Source organism: Roseivivax sp. THAF197b (assembly GCF_009363255.1).
GTDB lineage: Bacteria > Pseudomonadota > Alphaproteobacteria > Rhodobacterales > Rhodobacteraceae > Roseivivax.
The window spans coordinates 1257085-1276235 of sequence record NZ_CP045318.1 but is presented as its reverse complement, the minus strand read 5'-3'; the positions used below and the strand labels follow the sequence as shown (position 1 = coordinate 1276235).

Annotated in this window: 16 protein-coding genes and 1 tRNA gene; 7 read left to right on the top strand and 10 right to left on the bottom strand. The window is 62.1% G+C overall.

Annotated elements, in window-relative coordinates; translation table 11 throughout:
• Positions 1-137 precede the first annotated feature (137 nt).
• The 7 genes from FIV09_RS06385 to FIV09_RS06355 all read right to left on the bottom strand — a co-directional run bounded on the left by FIV09_RS06385 (position 138) and on the right by FIV09_RS06355 (position 6469).
• On the bottom strand, positions 138-1403 hold the full coding sequence (locus FIV09_RS06385) for a glutamate-5-semialdehyde dehydrogenase (protein WP_152449211.1): 1266 nt from the start codon (positions 1401-1403) through the stop codon (positions 138-140).
• Positions 1404-1449: 46 nt separating this feature from the next.
• The gene (gene proB / locus FIV09_RS06380) at positions 1450-2556 is read right to left on the bottom strand and encodes a glutamate 5-kinase (RefSeq protein WP_152449210.1); all 1107 of its coding nucleotides are present in this window, start codon (positions 2554-2556) and stop codon (positions 1450-1452) included.
• Positions 2544-3602, bottom strand: coding sequence for a GTPase ObgE (gene obgE, locus FIV09_RS06375; protein WP_152449209.1), 1059 nt, complete (start codon positions 3600-3602; stop codon positions 2544-2546). The genes proB and obgE overlap by 13 nt, the downstream gene beginning before the upstream one ends.
• Positions 3603-3684: 82 nt before the next feature.
• Positions 3685-4224: a GNAT family N-acetyltransferase gene (locus FIV09_RS06370; RefSeq protein ID WP_152449208.1), complete on the bottom strand. Its 540-nt coding sequence runs from the start codon at positions 4222-4224 to the stop codon at positions 3685-3687.
• 211 nt (positions 4225-4435) lie between these two features.
• On the bottom strand, positions 4436-4705 hold the full coding sequence (gene rpmA, locus FIV09_RS06365) for a 50S ribosomal protein L27 (protein WP_152449207.1): 270 nt from the start codon (positions 4703-4705) through the stop codon (positions 4436-4438).
• Between the two features lie 12 nt (positions 4706-4717).
• Entirely contained in the window at positions 4718-5401 is a 684-nt protein-coding gene (locus tag FIV09_RS06360; protein ID WP_152449206.1) for a 50S ribosomal protein L21, read from the bottom strand.
• Between the two features lie 222 nt (positions 5402-5623).
• Entirely contained in the window at positions 5624-6469 is an 846-nt protein-coding gene (locus tag FIV09_RS06355) for a DUF2059 domain-containing protein (RefSeq protein ID WP_152449205.1), read from the bottom strand.
• Between the two features lie 146 nt (positions 6470-6615).
• On the opposite strand from FIV09_RS06355, the gene FIV09_RS06350 reads away from it, so the two are divergent.
• Positions 6616-6705, top strand: a tRNA-Ser gene (locus FIV09_RS06350).
• Positions 6706-7027: 322 nt separating this feature from the next.
• Here FIV09_RS06350 and FIV09_RS06345 read toward each other — a convergent pair.
• Positions 7028-8563 carry a pilus assembly protein TadG-related protein gene (locus FIV09_RS06345; RefSeq protein WP_172975638.1) on the bottom strand — a complete coding sequence of 512 codons (1536 nt, stop codon included), beginning with the start codon at positions 8561-8563 and terminating at the stop codon, positions 7028-7030.
• Positions 8564-8568: 5 nt separating this feature from the next.
• Positions 8569-9021 (bottom strand): TadE/TadG family type IV pilus assembly protein, encoded by a 453-nt coding sequence (locus tag FIV09_RS06340; RefSeq protein ID WP_152449203.1) that lies wholly within the window; start codon positions 9019-9021, stop codon positions 8569-8571.
• 530 nt (positions 9022-9551) lie between these two features.
• Between FIV09_RS06340 and FIV09_RS06335 the strand changes: the two genes are divergently transcribed.
• Both FIV09_RS06335 and FIV09_RS06330 read left to right on the top strand, forming a co-directional pair.
• Positions 9552-10589 carry a hypothetical protein gene (locus FIV09_RS06335; protein ID WP_152455258.1) on the top strand — a complete coding sequence of 346 codons (1038 nt, stop codon included), beginning with the start codon at positions 9552-9554 and terminating at the stop codon, positions 10587-10589.
• 262 nt (positions 10590-10851) lie between these two features.
• Positions 10852-11319: a cytochrome c gene (locus FIV09_RS06330; RefSeq protein WP_152449201.1), complete on the top strand. Its 468-nt coding sequence runs from the start codon at positions 10852-10854 to the stop codon at positions 11317-11319.
• 22 nt (positions 11320-11341) lie between these two features.
• On the opposite strand, the gene FIV09_RS06325 is transcribed toward FIV09_RS06330, so the two are convergent.
• Positions 11342-12670 carry a GH1 family beta-glucosidase gene (locus tag FIV09_RS06325; RefSeq protein ID WP_172975770.1) on the bottom strand — a complete coding sequence of 443 codons (1329 nt, stop codon included), beginning with the start codon at positions 12668-12670 and terminating at the stop codon, positions 11342-11344.
• A 173-nt stretch (positions 12671-12843) separates the two neighbouring features.
• On the opposite strand from FIV09_RS06325, the gene cls reads away from it, so the two are divergent.
• The 4 genes from cls (at position 12844) to FIV09_RS06305 (ending at position 18926) form a co-directional block, all read left to right on the top strand.
• Complete coding sequence (gene cls, locus FIV09_RS06320) at positions 12844-14262, top strand: cardiolipin synthase (protein WP_152449199.1); 1419 nt, start codon at positions 12844-12846, stop codon at positions 14260-14262.
• A complete protein-coding gene (locus FIV09_RS06315) occupies positions 14259-14978 on the top strand; it encodes an endonuclease/exonuclease/phosphatase family protein (RefSeq protein ID WP_172975637.1) in 720 nt (239 codons plus the stop codon). The genes cls and FIV09_RS06315 overlap by 4 nt, the downstream gene beginning before the upstream one ends.
• 629 nt (positions 14979-15607) lie before the next feature.
• Positions 15608-17761 (top strand): nucleoside-diphosphate sugar epimerase/dehydratase, encoded by a 2154-nt coding sequence (locus FIV09_RS06310; protein ID WP_152449198.1) that lies wholly within the window; start codon positions 15608-15610, stop codon positions 17759-17761.
• A gap of 82 nt (positions 17762-17843) precedes the next feature.
• Positions 17844-18926: a nitroreductase family protein gene (locus FIV09_RS06305; RefSeq protein ID WP_152449197.1), complete on the top strand. Its 1083-nt coding sequence runs from the start codon at positions 17844-17846 to the stop codon at positions 18924-18926.
• Positions 18927-19151: the final 225 nt, after the last annotated feature.

The window sequence follows — 19151 nt, the reverse complement described above, 5'->3', positions numbered from 1 at the left end:
CCGCGCCACGTCGCACCATTGCGAGACGTGCGGCCCGTGCAACCCGCTCAGCTCGTTCAAACGATCCCCTGCGACACCCGCCCTGATCGAAGCCGACCCTTTGGCGCAGGGACGACGCCCGGCGTCGCCCCGACCGCTCAGCCGCGCGTCGTCCCGTTTCCGGTCACGAGATACTTGAAGCTCGTCAGCTGCTCGACGCCCACCGGTCCGCGCGCATGCATCTTGCCCGTGGCGATCCCGATTTCCGCGCCCATGCCGAACTCGCCCCCATCGGCGAATTGCGTCGAGGCGTTGTGCATGACGATCGCGGAATCGACCCGGGCAAAGAACCGCGCTGCCGTCTCGGCATCTTCGGTCAGGATGCACTCGGTATGCGACGACGAATGCTGCCCGATATGCGCGATGGCGCCGTCCACATCGGGCACGACCTTCGCCGCGATGATCATGTCGAGATATTCGCAGCCCCAATCGGCGTCACAGGCGGGTTTCACACCGGGAATTTTGGCCAGGCGCGCATCGCCGCGCACCTCGACACCGCCATCGATCAGCGCGCGGATCACGCCCTGCCCGATCGTGTCGACCACGTCTTCATGGATCAGCAGGCATTCCGCCGCGCCGCAAATCCCGGTGCGGCGCGTCTTGGCGTTCATCACCACGTCGAGCACCATCTGCGGGTCCGCGGCCTTGTCGATATAGATGTGCACGATGCCCTCGAGATGGGCAAAGACCGGGACCCGTGCTTCGCGCTGGACGAGGCCCACGAGCCCCTTGCCCCCGCGCGGCACGATCACGTCGACATGATCCGTCATGCCCAGAAGGTGGCTCACCGCGTCGCGATCCCGCGTGGGCACCCGCTGGATCGCATCCTCCGGCAGACCTGCGGCGCGCAGGCCTTCCACAAGGCAGGCATGGATCGCGGCGGAGGAATGGAAGCTTTCCGAGCCGCCGCGCAGGATCACAGCATTGCCCGCCTTCAGGCATAGCGCACCGGCATCGGCGGTCACGTTGGGACGGCTTTCATAAATAACGCCAATCACGCCGAGGGGCGTGCGCACGCGCCGGATGTGCAACCCCGACGGCCGGTCCCATTCGGAGATGACCGAGCCCACGGGATCAGGCAGCGCCGCGATGTCGCGCAAGGCCTTCGCCATCGCCGCCACGCGGGACGGATCGAGCTTCAGGCGATCCATCATCGCGTCGCTCAGGCCCTTTTCGCGGCCATATTCGAGATCTTTCTCGTTGGCCGCGAGGATTTCGGTCAAATGCGCGCCCATCGCATCCGCCGCCGCTTCGAGGGCGCGGGTCTTGGTCTCCGGTGCTGCAAAGGCCAACTCCGACGCGGCGCGCTTGGCGCGTGCCCCGATATCATCCATCAGCGCCGTGATGTTGTCCTGATCTTTCATCTCACTCGCCCTCCGGCCCGTAAAACCTGCTCGATCCTAGCACGGATCAGAGCGCCATGTCGTCGCGATGTACAAGAACCGCGCGCCCGGGATAGCCCAAGATCGTCTCGATCTCGGCTGATTTGTGCCCCCGGATCGCGCGCGCCTCGGCAGCGGTGTAGCGCGCCAGCCCCTGGCCCAGGGCGGACCCGTCCGCGCCGCGGATCATCACCGGATCGCCGCGCCCGAACGTGCCTTCGACAGACCGGATGCCCGCGGGCAGCAGCGACCGGCCTGCCTGCAAGGCAGCCACCGCCCCCGCATCGAGCGTCAGCACTCCACGCGGCTTCATCGCGGCAATCCAGCGTTTGCGCGCTGTATGCGGATCGCCCTGCGGTGTGAACCATGTGGCCGCGGCCCCGCCCTCAAGTGCTTTCAGCGGGTGCAGCGCCGAGCCTTCGGTGATCGCCATGGCGCAACCCGCCGCGGTGGCGGTCTTGGCCGCCATGAGCTTGGTCTTCATGCCACCCTTCGAAAGGCCCGAACCCGCATCCCCGGCCATCGCCTCGATCTCGGGCGTGATCGCGGTGATCTCGTCGTATCGGGTAGCCGCCGGGTCCGTCGCGGGGTTGCCGGAATAGAACCCGTCCACATCCGACAAGAGAACCAGCACGTCCGCCCCTGCCGTGACCGCAACCTGCGCGGCGAGACGGTCATTGTCGCCGTAGCGGATCTCGTCCGTGGCGACCGTGTCGTTTTCATTCACGATGGGCACCACGCCATGGCCCAGAAGCGCCTCCATCGTCGCGCGCGAATTCAGATACCGCCGCCGATCCGCGGAATCCTCCAGCGTGACGAGCACTTGCGCCGTGGTGATGCCATGCGGCGTCAGCGCCTCTTCCCAGGCGCGAGCCAGCCGGATCTGCCCCACGGCAGCCGCCGCCTGGCTTTGCTCGAGCGCGAGGTCCGTGGCGGGCAGACCCAACACGCCGCGCCCCAGCGCGATGGAGCCCGAGGACACCAGCACCACATCAGTGCCGCGCGCACGAATCCGGGCCACATCTTCCGCCATGGCGCGGAGCCAGTCGCTGCGGAGCGCGCCGGTCTGCCGATCCACCAGCAGCGCGGAGCCGATCTTGACGACCAGCCTGCGCGCCGCGTTCAGGGTTGCCATCCGCCGCTCTCCTCGTCGGCATCGGCCTCCGCGTTTTCTTCCTTGCGGCGGCGCAGACGCTCGTCCTCGATCTCGGCGCGCAGGGCCCGCAGCACGTGCGTGACGCCATCGCCAGAGATGCCCGACATGGTGAAGACACGGGCCCCCGCGACCTCTTCCAGCTCCTCGCGCAGGAACTTGATCAGCTCGTCATCGAGCGCGTCGATCTTGTTCAGCACCGTGATCCGTGGCTTGTCCGCAAGGCCCGCGCCATAGGCCTCGATCTCGTCGATGATGGTCTTGTAATCCTCGAGAAGCGTGCCCGAAGTGCCGTCCACAAGGTGCAGAAGCGCCGCGCAGCGCTCCACATGGCCGAGGAACAGATCGCCCAGGCCACGACCCTCATGCGCGCCTTCGATGAGACCGGGAATATCGGCCACGACGAATTCCACATCATCGACGCCGACAACGCCAAGATTGGGGTGCAGCGTCGTGAAAGGATAATCGGCGATCTTGGGCCGCGCATTCGATGTCGCCGCAAGGAAGGTGGATTTCCCGGCATTTGGCAGACCCAGAAGCCCCACATCCGCGATGAGTTTCAGCCTGAGCCAGATGGTCCGGTCGATGCCCGGCTGTCCGGGATTGGCCCGGCGCGGCGCCTGGTTGGTCGAGGTCTTGAAGTGCACGTTGCCCCAGCCGCCATTGCCGCCCTTGGCAAGCGTCACCTTCTGGCCAAGCTCGGTCATGTCGGCCAGCACGGTTTCCTGATCCTCGTCGAGGATCTCCGTGCCCACCGGCACGCGCAGAACGATATCCTTGCCGTCGCGGCCGGTGCGCTGACGGCCCATGCCACCCTGCCCGTTCTCGGCAAAGAAATGCTGCTGGTAGCGGAAATCGATCAGCGTGTTGAGACCGTCCACCGCCTCGACGATCACGGAGCCGCCGCTGCCGCCATCGCCGCCATCGGGGCCGCCATATTCGATGTATTTCTCGCGCCGGAAGCTGGCCGCACCCGACCCGCCCGAGCCGGAGCGGATATAGACCTTGCAGAGGTCGAGGAATTTCATGGGTCGCGCCTCGCGGAATGGATGGCTGAGGCGATAATCGGATTGCCGCGCGCGCTCAAGGCCCGCGGCGATCCTGCCCGTCTCAGCTGAGTTGTTTCAGATAGGTCCAGGTCGGGATATTCGCCTGGCGCGCAATGCAGAACTGTTCCGCATCGCCGATGTAATCGAAGCCGGAATTGACCAGAACCCGCGCGGAGGCGGCATTGTCCTGAAAGACGGCGGCGAACATGGTGGCGTTGTTCATCGGGTTCGCCTCCACCAATGCCCGCACGGCGTCTGAGGCGAGCCCGGTATTCCAGAAAGCGGGCGCCACCCAATAGCCGATCTCGGACTGGTTGCGATCCATGCGCTTCAAGGCGATCACCCCCATCAGCTCGGGCGCGCCTGCGCGCTGTCCGTCGATGGCCCAGATATCCTCTTGCCGGTCAGGGGCATGGGCACGGGCCACATAGGCCTCGGCCGCGCCTGGCGGATAGGGATGCGGGATCGCCCCTGTCATGCAGGCCACCCGCTTGTCGCCCGCGTAATGCGCGATCAGGCCCTGATCCGAAACGCGCAAGGGGCGCAGTTCGAACCTGTCGGCCGGAATCGTCGGCTGAAGGCTGGTCTGGTCAAGGCTCATGACGGGTCTCCTCCTGGGATCGAACTGCACCGCCCCCTCCCCGGTTCGGTCAGCCCTGTAATGTCATGTATGACGCGGGATCGCGGAATGCATGTGACAGCACGAAGTTTAATGACTTCGAACGCGGCACACCGCGCGGCGCGGGGTCGGAATGACAAAGGGGACCGGCGTGCCGCCGATCCCCTGAATGGTGTCCGATACGCGGCGGTGCTTACTCTGCGGCCTCGGCCACTGGCAGGACCGACACGAAGGTACGACCCTTGAGGCCCTTGCGGAACGTCACGGAGCCTTCGCCCGTCGCGAACAGCGTGTGGTCCTTGCCCATGCCGACGCCTTCGCCGGGATAGAACTTGGTGCCGCGCTGACGCACGATGATGTTGCCGGGGATCGCGCGCTGACCGCCGTAAAGCTTGACGCCAAGACGGCGTCCGGCAGAGTCGCGACCGTTGCGGGAGGAACCGCCTGCTTTTTTATGTGCCATGGGTGTCTCTCCTTACTTCTTCGACAGCTCTTTGGCCTGATCGATCCAGCCTTCACGCTCGATGCGGCCCTTGAACGACAGCTTCTCGCCGAATTCCTCGACGTCGGCTTCGGTCCATGCGGCGATCTGCGCAAAGCTTGTGACGCCAGCCTCGTTCAGCTTCTTCTCAAGCGCCGGGCCCACACCCGAAAGCTGCTTGAGGTCGTCCTTCGCGCCCTCGGACACGCCTGCCTCTGCGGCGGGCTTTTCCTGCGCTTCGTCGTTCTTCACGCGCGCCTTCATGTCCGACTGCTCGGCACGGTTGGCGACGTACTTCTCTTCGCCGAGGCCGCGGGGCAGAACGCCCGCGCCGATCGCGGCCTTCACACCGGATGCATCCGCGCCGGAGGCCAGGATGTCGGTCACGCGGATCATCGTCAGCTGCTGACGGTGGCCCTTCGTGCGCTGCGAGGAGTGCTTCCGGCGACGCTTCACGAAGTGGATGACCTTGTCACCCTTGACCTGGTCGACGATCTCGGCCTGCACGGCCGCGCCATCGACGAACGGCGCGCCAACCGTGGTGCTGTCGCCACCCAGCATCAGAATCTCGTTGAACTGGACTTTTTCACCAGCATCAGCCGCAAGCTTTTCCACGCGGAGCGTATCGCCCGCCTGAACCTTGTATTGCTTGCCGCCGGTCTTCATTACCGCGAACATGCGCGTCTTCCTTTTGCTTCCGCGTCCTGTGGCCCCGCCCTGTGGCGGAATTTCGGGGACCATCCCCGCCTCGAACAGCGCGCCCGATCGGGCGTCATGAATTCAAAACGACAAGCGGGGCGCAAAGCCCCACCTGTCAGAGCAGCGCTTATGCGCAGCATCCGCGCCCCTGTCAAGCGCCGCGACCGGGGAAAACCGCCCGAATCCGGCCCTAAACCGAGACTAGAGGTCGGTCCCTGCCATCTCCACCGCGGCACCGAGACCCATCGCGTAGGAAATCTCGTCATACATGGCGTTGAAGCCCGCAAAGAGCGCCTTGTTCAGCGCCTCGCCCGCCGCACTTTCCGACAGCGCCACGTATTCGGAAAGCTCGTCCTCGGAGAGCGGCCCGTAGGCCATCATCAGGTAGCCCCAGACCCATTCTTCCGTGTCACTCCGGGTGGCCTCTTCCTGGCTCCAGATATCATCGAGCATCTCTTCCTCGCTCAACTGCAGCGCGCCGCCTTCCGACAGGCCCGAATAGAACGCGTAAGAGGCGTTGAGCGCCCCGGTCACGTTCTGCTCGATCAGGTCATTGGCATCGATGAACCGCTCGATCAGTTGCAGCTTGGGATCGCCGGTCAGTTGCAGCTTGGGATCGCCGGTGCCGGTCAGTTCGCGGTATTCCGCGCGGGCGGCCTCTTCAATGGCCTCGTCGAGCAGCGCCTCCCGCGCGCCGATCTCCAGCGCCACCACCTCCCGGCCGAGATCGCTTTCGAAGAACGCGAGCAGAGGGCCCACGGCCTCGGGATCGATGGCCTCGCGGAAGCCTCTGGTGACGCTGCTTTCCATCGTGCCCGCATCGTAGATCGCGTCGACCGTCGCCTGCCAGCTTGCGTTGACGCCGCCCAGCATGTCGACCGCAAGCTCGTTGGCATATTCCTGCCCTTCGGCGCGCATGATCTCGACCGTGTCGTCGATCCGCAAAAACGCGATCAAGGCATCCAGATCCTCGGACTGCGCCTGCGCCGGGGCGGCCAGCGTGCCGATTGCGAGCCCGATCCCACCCACGAAATGTCGCATGAACATGCCAGTCGCTCCTTGCTTGGTCTGCCTCAACAGATACGTGCCGCCCGCCCCGTTTCCAACCATTCGAGCGTTGCATCGCAAAATTCATCGCACTCCGGGTTGCAAGCGCCCCCGGCCTTGGGTATTGGGCCGCACCAGACCCCCGCGGAGAGGTGCCGGAGTGGTCGAACGGGGCGGTCTCGAAAACCGTTGACCCTTCACGGGGTCCCAGGGTTCGAATCCCTGTCTCTCCGCCATTTCACTCAATAGATGTATGGACTTCGCGTCGAATGCGCGCCGGTCAGGCGCTCAGGCGACGTCTGTTGAGCATGTGGAAGTGGTTTTCGAGGATGGGTAATCCGTCGCACCTCCAGTGAGCGTGGATCGTCTCTCAAGAGTTGTGCTCGATCACGGATCCCCTCGCGCTGGGCTCTGCAAACATCCCTAGCAATCACGCAGGCGCGCGCAACGGGCCAAGCGCGAGGGCCGAGGCCGGGTGCGTGTGATAGCTCAAGCCGTCAAGAGCCAATCTACGGCCGTCGCATATGCGAAACCGACGCGCCGGTTGTCAGTGCCCAATTACTCCACGAGTTGAACATCGCAGTCGATATTCAGCACCTCGAGATAGGATGGCACAAGCGCCAGGTTCAGCAGCGACCGGGAGAGGATCTCCTTTTCGCTGTTTTCGCGCTTCTTGAAGAACGAGACCGGCGTGCTGCCCGAGAACAGCCCGGAGGTCAGCAATTCCTGCTGCAATATGGCAGACAGGCTCTCCTCCAGCTCCTTCTTCAGTTTCTGCAGGTCGTTCACCCGCATATACGCGACCTCTTTGCGCGCTCCCCGGTCGATCTCGTCTTGGGAGAAGCGCAAGGCCTCCTTTCGCTCCCGACCGAGCAACGGGACATAGGCGGTCAGATCCGTAACGGAGATCGGCAGAAGCGGCGTCGAGAGGCTCACACCGATATCGACCAAATCCACTTGGACAGGGTCGAAATGCACCGCGATCCGGTTCGTGTCGCGTGAGCAGACCTCGCTTTTGGCGGCCAGCTGCGCCTCGGCGCTGGCAATTTCGACCTTCAGTTTGAGCCCGGTCAACGACAAGAGGTCCGAGCCTTCAATCAAGAGGCTGATCTGCGAGGTGCGCGCGCGCGCGTTTGGATCGCCGGGCCTCGCGCCCACCACGATTTTGCGTGGCTCACCGACATGCAGATGCGCCGAGACCCGCCCCTGCGGCTCAAGATCGATCTCGAGCGCCGCATCGAGCAGCCGGTCCCCCAAAAGCTCGACCGCGCCGAACACCAGATCGGCGGCAGAGATCTCGATCCCGTCGATGGGGCTGCCAATCGTCAGTCGTCGCAGATCACTCGGCATGTAAATCATGTCGCCCAGGCGCAGGGTGTCGCCAATCGGCGGCACAGATCGCCCGAGAACCGCGCTCAACAGCTCCGAAACCTCGAACTCCGCATCCAGCACGTCGCCATAGGTGCTCGAATAGTTCAGGGCATCGCCCTCGACCGCAAGCGCCGAAAACAGCTCAACCGCATTCACGCGCACGCCCTCACCGGAGCACAAAACGTCCGTATCAAGTCCTGCAATCCCTGCGAGGGCCTGCTTGTACAATTCCAGCGACAGCAGGCAATTCGACAGGGCGAAGGAGACCCGCGGCTGTCGTATCGCCGTGGCGGACCGCGAAAATGCGAAACCGTCCACGTCGAGATAGCGACTCAGCAGGGAAAATGGCGCGTCGCCGGTCACATCCACCCGCACCCCCTCGACGAGATGAGGCGAATGATCGATCACCGCGTCGCTCAGCGGGGTGAAGGACCCTGATGTCGCGAATGTGCCGAAAGCGATATCGTCGTCATGCACCCTGCCCGCTTCGAAGAAGTCGTTGACGGCGACGGAGGCGCGGATCGCCTCCATGCTCTCCGCACGGCTTTCGAGGTTGAGCGCCCCGCTGATCGCGGCCAGATCCGCCTGGGATTGGACATGCTTGCGGTTCGCGTTCAGCAGGACGAAGTCGAGGCCGAGCGCCAGCACGATCAGGAACACCGGCAGCATCAGCAGCGAAAGGACGGAAATCCCGCCCTCTTCGCGTCGGAAAAATCTCGCCATGACCGTCATAGCAGGAAGACCGCGTCTTGCGTGGTCTGCTCCGTGTCGAGGCCGACCGCGTCCAGAAATCCGCTGAAGAACAGATGGTTCGTGGCATAGGACACGGACACATGAAGACCGGCCGGGTCCTCGATATAGGTGCAGCTCACCGACTGGATGTGTTGCGGATCGAAGAAGATCAACTCGGCCGATACGCGTTCGAAGGCAGAATGCTGCAACGCAACACAGAGCTCCGCCCCTTCCAGGTCAGACACCAGGAATCGCAGGGATTGCCGCGCCAGGTCCGAGCTGAACTGCTGAACCTCACTGATCGTCCAGATATATTGCGTGGCCGCGAACGCCGCCAGCAGCAGAAAGATGAAGGCCGGGAAGATGATAGCGAATTCAACCGTAACAGAACCGCTTTCGCACTTTGAAAAACACCGCAACCGCTTAAAACGATAATCTGGATATGACATGTCATACCTCCCTATATCATTTATTCGCACTCTCGCTGGTGACCTGCATGTTAAAACAATGTGGCAAAACTAGGTCAGCGCCTTGCGGTCTCGCAAAAGTGTTAAGTGAAGCCAGCGGATCTCAGAAAGCACCCAACATATTTTTTACTCGAAAAATCCGATATTTAGAATGAATCCATGTAAGAGACGGGATTCGATCTACTACTTTTGGATTATGTTTCGACCAATAAATAACTTAGCCTGAAATAAGGCCGCAAACCAATCAGGAGTTTCATTTATTAGCGCCACCAATTTATCGCGACGCATATTTTTGGCGCGCCGATAAATCAGACTTTTTTATGTACAACCCATGTGCGCCCTACGCGGTCATCATTCAGAACATGAATGAATACAAATATAAAATTGCATCTATCTAGGTCGCATTTGTTAACAAGCATCAAACGAACTGTTTCCGAAACAACTTGAAACAGGACGACCTGTATATCCGTGGCTGTCAGCGCTCTTTGTTCAACAATAAGGGAGAAGCGACGATGTTCAACTTCGTCAAGAGTGGCCTCGCCACCGCTACACACTTGATCAATGAAAAAGAAGCGCAGATCCGTGAGCTCTTCTCGCAGGATCAATCAGGCAAGGAGGGGTCCGACACATCCGGCGCAGACAATGCGTCAGATGGGGCTGGCCTGAGCCTCGATATCGGTCAAGAGACCTCCATCGGCGGCGATCAGGGCGTCGACATCGACAACCTCGCGAATGTCGACGCGGGCAAGGACGGTGTCGAGATCGACGTGCTCGAAGAAGCCTCCATCGGCGGTGACCAAGGCATCGACGTCGACAACCTCGCGAATGTCGACGCGGACAAGGAAGGCCTCGACATCGACGTGCTCGAAGAAGCCTCCATCGGCGGTGACCAAGGAATCGATGTCGACAACCTCGCGAATGTCGACGCGGGCAAGGACGGTGCCGAGATCGACGTGCTCGAAGAGGCCTCCATCGGCGGCGATCAGGGTATCGACATCGACAATCTCGTGAATGTCGATGCGGACAAGAAAGGCCTCGATATCGATGTGCTGGAAGAAGCCTCCATCGGCGGCGACAAGGGCATCGATGTAGACAACCTCGCGAATGTCGACGCGGGCAAGGACGGCCTAGATATCGACGTGCTCGAGGAAGCCTCCACCGGTGGCGACAAGGGCATCGATGTCGACAACCTCGCGAATGTCGACGGGGGCAAGGATGGTCTCGAGATCGACGTACTCGAAGAGGCCTCCATCGGCGGCGACAAGGGCATCGACATCGACAACCTCGCGAATGTCGACGCGGACGAGAACGGTCTCGATATCGACGTACTCGAAGAGGCCTCCATCGGTGGCGACAAGGGCATCGACGTCGACAATCTCGTGGACCTTGGTCTCGGCGGTGGTCATGCGGATGCCGCGCCCTTGGATGGGGCGGCGCTGCTGGCGGCGCTCGACACATCGTCCTCCAAGCCGTCCGAGGAAGACCACGACAAGGCCCATGACTGCGATGACGATGCGGAGGAGGATGGCCTGCTCGGCGGGATCTTCTAAGGGATCCTGATGCAAAGACGGGGAGCGGCGATCCGGGCGGTCACCGCTCCCCGCCCCTGAGAATTGAGCATTGCACGGCCTCGGGCGCACATGGGGTCATGCATGATGCGTTAGGTTCAACCGGACACACGCTGCGCCCCCGATTGACCTGCATCAACCGAGACCGCGCCGCGCATGGTATCCCCTCGGCAATTGCCCGGACGACAACGCGCGGCAATCGCATCGCCGTCCGGACCGCACGTTTTCAGGGGGGAGCCAAACCATGACGCATCGACCGTTCCGATTTCATCCGATCCAGCACAGGATCCTGAGCGCAGCCATGGCGCTGGCCAGTCTGACCGTGGCGGGCCCTGCCACGGCGCTCGACCGCGATGCAGAGATCATGCTGGGGCAATCGGAATACATGGCCCATTGCGCCTCGTGCCACGGGGCCTCGGGCTTGGGCGACGGACCCGTGGCCGACGTTCTGACAAACAAGCCGCCCGACCTGACCACGCTCAGCGCGCGTTTCAGTGGCAGCTTTCCGGCGGACGATGTCCGGCAATTGATCGACGGGCGCAACATGATCAATCCGCATGGCGATCGCGGCATGCCGGTCTGGGGTTATCGCTATTTCCAGAACGCGGCCGACCGCGCTGCGGGCGTCCCGCATGACGTGAATGCACAGGCGCTGGCCTTCGGGCGGATCACCGCTTTGGTCACATATCTGGAGTCGATCCAGGCCGAGTGACGCACGGAAAGCGTGCCGATGCTCACCCCCGCGCGAAGGCGTCCCGCAGCGCGTGGTAAGATGCTTTCGGCACGCGTGCCTGCGTCTCGTAATCCACGTAGATGATGCCGAAGCGCTTGTCGTAGCCGAAGGACCATTCGTAATTGTCCATCAAGGACCAGGCGTAATAGCCCGTGACCGGCGCGCCCTCCGCGATCGCGGAGCGGACGGCGCCCAGATGATCCTCGAAATATTGTACGCGCACCGGATCACCGATCTGACCGTCGACGAGATGATCGTCGCCCGCCATGCCGTTTTCCGTCACGACCAGAGGCGTGTCGCCCGTATAATCGCGCGCCAGCCGCACCAGCAGCGCACGCAGACCGTCGGGATAGATCTCCCACCCCATATCGGTCTTCGAAAGCGGCCCGGGCACGTCTTCGAGATGTGGCCAGAGGCTGTCCTCGACATGGCGCAACGTGGTGCGCGTGTAATAATTGGCGCCAAGCCAGTCGATCGGCGCCGAAATCGCGGCCATGTCCTTCTGCCATCCCTCGGGCATATGGGGGCCGAGCGCGCTCGCGATATCCTCGGGGTACCGGCCCTTGGTCAGAGCCTCGACGAACCAGCGATTGTGAATCCCGTCGAAGGTATGCGCGGCCTGCTTGTCGGCCTCGGCGTCGCTCGCGGCATGGGTATGCGTGAAATTCAGCACGATCCCGGCCTTGAGGTCAGGCGTCACCTCCCGGATCACCTCGAGCGATTTGGCATGGGCCAGAAGCACATGATGCATCGCGCGCGAGGCCGCCCGGATGTCCCGCAGGCCAGGCGCCTGAAGCCCCATGAAATGGCTGAGCCAGGCCACGCACCACGGCTCGTTGATCGTGGCCACGCTGTCCATCCGGTCGCCGATCCGCTCCATCACGACGCGGGTGTAATCGGCGAAGCGATCCGCCACGTCCCGGTTGGCCCAGCCGCCCTGATCCGCAAGCGCCGAGGGCAGATCCCAGTGATACAGCGTGAGCGAGGCCTTGAGGCCCCGCGCCGCAATGGCATCGGCAAGCCTGTCATAAAAGTCGAGCCCCTCGGCATTGGGCGTCCGCCCGTCCGGCATCACCCGCGCGAAGGAGGTCGAGAAACGGTAGGTGTCGAAATTGCCGTCCCGCACCAGATCGAGGTCTTCCTCGAACCGGTGGTAATGGTCACAGGCGATGCGGCCATCCTCGCCGCGCACCACGTTCCCCGGGGTGGCGGCATAGCTGTCCCAATGGGACGGGCCCGTGCCCCCTGCGGCCGTGCCTTCGATCTGGTAGGCGGCGGTGGACGCGCCAAGCTCGAAGCCGTCGGGGAAATCCGCGCGCGAGAGTGACAGCTGCATGTCGTCCTCCGTTCATTCAATCGCAAATCAAGACAATGTTGATGTGAACGCTAACAGTGGACATGCGAGGGGTAAAACCGAAATCCTGACCGGTCCGATCGGCGCCATCACGCGGCTTGATCTGCATTTCCCCATGCAAGTGCCGGCATCTGCGTTACATTTCGCGCATGACCTTTTTCGATTCCTATATTCTGGCCGCTCTGGCATTCCTCGCGCCGATCCTCGTGATCTACACGGTCTGGCGGGCGATCGTCTCTGCGCGCACGCCGCAAGGGGCGGCGGCCTGGGTCGTGTTCCTTCTGGCGGCCCCCTGGTTCGCCCTGCCCTCCTATCTGGTCTTCGGCCGCCACAAGCTGAAACGCTACGAACGCACGCGCCGCGCCTCGCGGGCCCTGGCGCAGGATCTCGATGCGCGCACCGAGACGCCCCTGCCCGATGAAGATCGCCGCACGCTTTATGCGCCGTTCGAGAAGCTCGCGGGCATGCGGGTGCTGGGCGGCAATGATGCGGCGCTTCTGATCGACGGGGAGGAAACCTTCGCCGCCATCTTCGAGGCCATCGACGCAGCGAAGTCTTATGTCTGCGTGCAATTCTACACGATTGCCGATGATGATCTGGGCGGCAGGCTGGCGGATCGCCTGATCGCCGCGGCCGAGCGCGGCGTCTCGGTGCGGGTGATGTATGACGGTGTCGGCAGCTACGGGCTGTCCGCGGCCTATCCCGAGAGGTTGCGCGCCGCCGGCGTGACGATCCTCAATCCGCGCAAGGCGCGTGGTCCCACCAAGCGCTTCGAGGTCAATTTCCGCAATCACCGCAAGACCGTGGTGGTCGATGGCAATGTGGGCTTCATCGGCGGACACAATGTCTCGGACCTTTATATGGGCAAGGACGCGCCCGGCGGGCATTGGCGCGACACGCATATCGCGCTGTCGGGCCCGGTCGTCGCCCAACTGCAGACCGTCTTCTTCGAGGATTGGCACTGGGCGACGCAGGAACGGCTGGACGAGGTGCTCGACTGGTCGCCCGCGCCGCGCGATGCAGACCTGCCCGCGCTGATCCTGCCCGCCGGTCCCACCGACGAGATGGACACGGCGGCGATGTTCTTCTTTACCGCGCTGTCGCGCGCGCAATCCCGGGTCTGGATCGCCTCCCCCTATTTCGTCCCAGACGAGGCGATCCTCTCCGCCCTGAAATCCGCGGCCCTGCGCGGCTGCGACGTGCAGCTGCTTTTGCCCCGCCATGTCGATCACTACCTCACCTGGCTTGCCGCGCATGCCTATTTCGACGAGGTGCGCGCGGCGGGCGTGACCATTCACCAATATGACCGCGGCTTCACGCATCAGAAGGTCGTCGTCATGGATGACGAGATGGTGGCGATCGGCTCGGCCAATCTCGACAATCGCTCCTTTCGGCTGAACTTCGAGACGATGGCGCTGGTTTTCGACGGGGCGCTGACCGCCAAGGTCGCGGCGATGCTGAAAGACGATTTCATCGACAGCACGATTGTCGACACGCCGCTTTCGGAGCAGCCTCTCTATATCCGCATCGGCGCGCCCGTCGCGCGGCTCCTGGCGCCGGTGCTATGACCGAACTGACGCTGGCCAGCTACAATATCCGCAAGGCGGTGGGACTCGACTGGAAACGCGATCCCGCCCGGATCCTGGCTGTCCTGACCGAGATCGACGCCGACATCGTCGTCCTGCAGGAGGCCGACAAGCGGCTCGGCGCCCGCCCCTCGGCCTTGCCGCACTTCCTGATCGCGCAGGAAACCGATTACGTGCCCGCCGATCTGGCGCGCAACAAGGTCAGCCTGGGCTGGCATGGCAATGCGATCCTCGTGCGGCGCGGCCTCTCGGTCGAGAAGACCCAGCATTTCGACCTGCCGGGGCTTGAGCCACGCGGCGCGGTGATGGCGCGGATCGAGGGATTGACCGTCGTCGGCACCCATCTCGGGCTATTGCGCAGCTGGCGGCGTCGACAGATGCGGCAGATCCGTCAGCATCTGGGCGATGCAGCACCGGGTGCGCTGATCGCGGGGGATTTCAATGAATGGTCCGATACCTCCGGCTATGAGCCCTGGGCGCGGGATTTCAAGCTCGTGACGCCCGGCCCCAGTTTTCACGCCGCCCGTCCGGTGGCCTCGCTCGACGGGATCGCGCATGGCACGCTTGTGACCGTCGCTGAATCCGGCGTGCATCACGGCGCCCATACGCGCGTTGCGTCCGATCACTTGCCGATCTGGGCTCGATTGCAGCTGCGGAGGGAAGACAGCGATCCTTCGACGGGCCCGCACCACCAGTGAGTTCGCACCTTTCCGTGGTGTCCGGTTGCGCGATGTCGAAGACCGAGGTTGCGCATGCCTTAGGGGCAATCAAGGGAATGGCCATGGGTCCGGACACCCAAGACGCGACTTGCACCGCATTCCGTCTCGACAATGCGAGTTTCCGTGATTGATTGTTGAAAATCCTATTTCGATCTCAGCATAATAGCTGCAATCGTAATGCTTCTGGATTTATTCCGATTCGATGCTCAGACCTCTAATGGAGGTATTCCAGACCTCAGGCGATTCGCGTTTTCGGACGCTCTTTCTCTCAAATGGCGGTCTTTTCGCGCAATAAACAACACTAGGTTGTGCGGATAATCTTCACATCGCCCCAAAGTTGCCGCTCGCCGCAATTTCGACAGATTCTCTTTGCGCAAAGGTTAACGAAGGGTAAATATGCAGATGTTGTTTCTGCGCCCTGGGGGGAGCGGCGCGACCACATTATTGAAGTCTACTTTTCATCGGTGCCGAAAGGCAGCGTGAAATTAATTCTGCCGCCTCCGGGCGGCAACCACCTTTCGTCTTTCGCTGTCATTCGGCAGCGGCCCTGTTGTTTTGTGCTGCTAACTCTCAGTGTTTTATAGTGTTTTTGTTTTCGGGAGATTATAATGTCCTTTGTTTCGATTAGGGGAAACCGGTCAAACCGGACGAACCAAAGATCTGAACCGGCAGTCTCCGGTCTGAGAAACGGTCCCACAGCACAATATCTCCGTCGCATCTTCGGCGAGTTGAAATCCCACAAGCGTCTGGCCGTGTCGGATCAGATTTTGCTGATGATTTCGTTTTGCACGGCATATCTTCTTCAAGTCGGGATGCCTGTTGGAGAAGCAGGCTACAAAGCGCTTTCGGGCCTTATTTTATATGGCGCTGCGGCATCCCTGGTCATCTTTCCCGTGGCCGGCATGTATCGTCGCCATCCCAAAACGGCATCAATCCCGGATGCTCTAAGCTCCTTCACCGGCGTCGCTATCGTTATCGGGATAATGACGATCGCCTCTCTGTCCGGAATGATAAGCATTCAGCCGCATTTAGGCACTCTGATTGTCGCATTCTTTATCGCGATGCCCCTGCTCAGCGGATCGCGGCTCGCACGTCGTATCGGCAGCCGGTATGAAACTGTTCTGAATGGTGAAAAGCGGGCTCAGACCGAAAACCGCATTCCGCTTCTGCTCGTGGGCACCGGGACAAGCTGCGATCTGTATCTGCGCGCGTTGCGCAACACCTCCGATACGGAATACCGCCCCATCGGGATCGTCGACTCGGTCGAGGATTCCAAAGGATTGTTTTTCCATGACATCCCGATCGTCGGATCTGTCCGGGATATCGACGCGGTCGCGGATTGGTGCACCCGCAAGGAAATGCCGCGCCAGATCGTGCTGACGGAAGCCCCGTCGCAATTCGACCAGAAAGCGATCAAATCGCTGGTCGAATGGGCCGAGGGCCGTGGAATCGCAATTCGGAAACTCGCCGGGCTTTGCGAAACCTTCGAATTGGAGGAGGCGCAGCCGCTCAAGACGCTCGAAGTGGCGCCCGACGATCTGCTGCAACGCCCTGCCCGCATGTGCGACCATCACCGGATGGCCAGGCTGATTTCCGGCGCCCGCGTGGTCGTGACCGGCGCAGGCGGATCCATCGGCAGCGAGCTGGCCCGCCAGATCGCGGCGAACGGTCCCGAGAGTCTGCTCCTGCTCGATCACTCGGAATACAACCTGTATTCCGTGACGAAGGACCTCGCCCATTATTTCCCGGAAGTGGATCGCCATTCCGAGATTTGTGATATCCGCGACAAGGAACGCGTGGAGCGTTTCTTCCAGCAGCACAAGCCCGATATCGTCTTCAACGCCGCGGCGCTGAAGCATGTGCCGATCGTCGAGAAGAACCCCTGCCAGGGTGTGCTGACCAATGTCGTGGGCACCCGCAATGTGGCCGAGGCTGCGCTGCGCGTGAATGCCAAGGCGATGGTGCAGATCTCGACCGACAAGGCCGTGAATGCGAGTTCCGTGATGGGCGCCACGAAGCGCGTGGCCGAGCTTTACTGCGCAGGCCTCGACCGCGAAGCCCGCGAGAGCGATACGCGCTTCATGACGGTGCGCTTCGGTAATGTTCTGGGCTCGTCGGGCTCGCTCATTCCGCTCTTCAAGGAACAGATCGCCTGCGGGGGGCCCCTGACGGTCACGGATCCGCGTATGGAGCGTTTCTTCATGACGATCCGCGAAGCGGTGGAGCTCACGCTCATGGCCTCCGCAAACGGCGTCGAGCGGCAGACGGACAAGGGGTCGATCTTCGTGCTCGACATGGGCGAGCCGATCAAGATCATCGACCTCGCCGAACGCATGATCCGGCTGTCCGGGATGGAGCCTGGGCGCGACATCGCCATCAAGATCATCGGCACGCGCCCCGGCGAGAAGCTGTTCGAGGAGCTTTTCGACAAGCTCGAGACGCGCTCCGCCTGTGGGATCGATGGTGTGCTCTCCGCGGCATCGGCCAGCGTGTCGCTCGCTGAATTGCGCCGCTGGGCCGACCGGCTGGAAGCCTTCGCCCGGCTTCAGGACCGGCCAATGGTTCTGCGCACGTTGCAGGACATCGTTCCCGGATATGGCGAGAGCGCCGACGAGATCGAAAATGCGCCCCGCCGCAACGATTTGCCCCCGGAAGAGGCGAAGGCCGTTCCACTTTCGAACAGGCATTTTGCCGATGCACCAAAAGGACCTTTCAGCATTGGCGCGGACCTGCTTCGCAACAAGATCGTGGTCCGACATTAACGCTGGCAGCTCCGTCCGGACCATGTCGCCGGCACGGTGCTGCAATCCCCACACGTAATGTTTTCACGGAGACCGGATAGCGATGAAGACGTTAGTAACGAGTATATTGCCCGAGAGTCAGAAAAACCGTATTCGCAAGGTGCAATCGGGCGGCTACAAGCTTGCCTCGCAAGCCAAGCCGCTTGCCTCTGCGTATTACTCTCTGCTCTCGCGGCAGTTTTTGCGTGAGGAACGCGCGGTCCTGCTCGGGCTCGCGAAGTATCATGCGGATCTTCAGGAAAATGACGCCAACATCTTCCTGCTGCGCCGCAACGTGCACCGGCTGGAAAAGGGCATGATGATGCGGCCGCGACGTGCGGTCTTCGCAAAGGAATACATCGTAGCCACGGTCAACGTTTATCGCAAGCTCGTGGCCGAGCCTGCGCGGTCTCAGGAAAGCAACGCCGTATCGCTGCACTGGGCCTATGACGTCCTGAGCAAGTATTTCGAGATCGTGGCACCGGAACCGGCTGTCGATCGCGCGCGCGAAATGTTCGAGAAATGCCCGATCCCGGCCAAAACCGATACGGACCGGAGCAAAACCCCCTATCATCGCGATCTCGATGAGCACCCGGTCACATATGAGCAGCTCGAAAGGCTCGCCATAAAGCGTCGGTCGGTCCGGTGGTACGAACAAAAGCCCGTGCCGCGCGAATTGCTCGACAAGGCGTTCACAGTGGCCGGCCTGTCACCCACCGCCTGCAATCGGCAGCCCTACCGCTTCCTTGTCTTCGACGATCCTGAGATGGTTCAGACGGTGGCGTCGCTGCCTGGCGGCACGGCCGGCTTCAAACACAATATTCCGGTGATCGTTGCTGTCGTGGGCACGCTCGATGCCTTCTACTGCGAACGGGATCGGCACGTGATCTATATCGACAGCTCGCTCGCGGCGATGTCGTTTTCTCTCGCGCTTGAGACCGTGGGGCTCAGCTCCTGCATCTTCAACTGGCCCGATATCGAAAAGCGCGAGAGGATGGCCGAAAAGGTTCTGGGTCTCGAAGGCTACGAACGTCCCATCATGTTCATGGGCGTGGGCTACCCGGACCCCGAGGCCATGGTCGCCTATTCCCAAAAGCGCCCACTGGAAGTCATTCGGGAGTATAATCGGCCGATCAACCCGCTCTGAGCCGACGCACGCGGTCGGTGCCGTGATCTGAAAGCCCAACTGCGCTGCGAAGGTCGTCGGAGGGATCATGGGGGAGGCCCTCCGCACCGGAGCATCGGCGGATAACGAAACTTAAGGGCGGCGGCACGCTTTTGAGGCGCTGCAAACCGTCAGGAAAATCGGACGTTTGCAAGAGGCGTCCAATTCAAGGGGACGATACGTGGGCATAGCCAGATCACGAAGCGC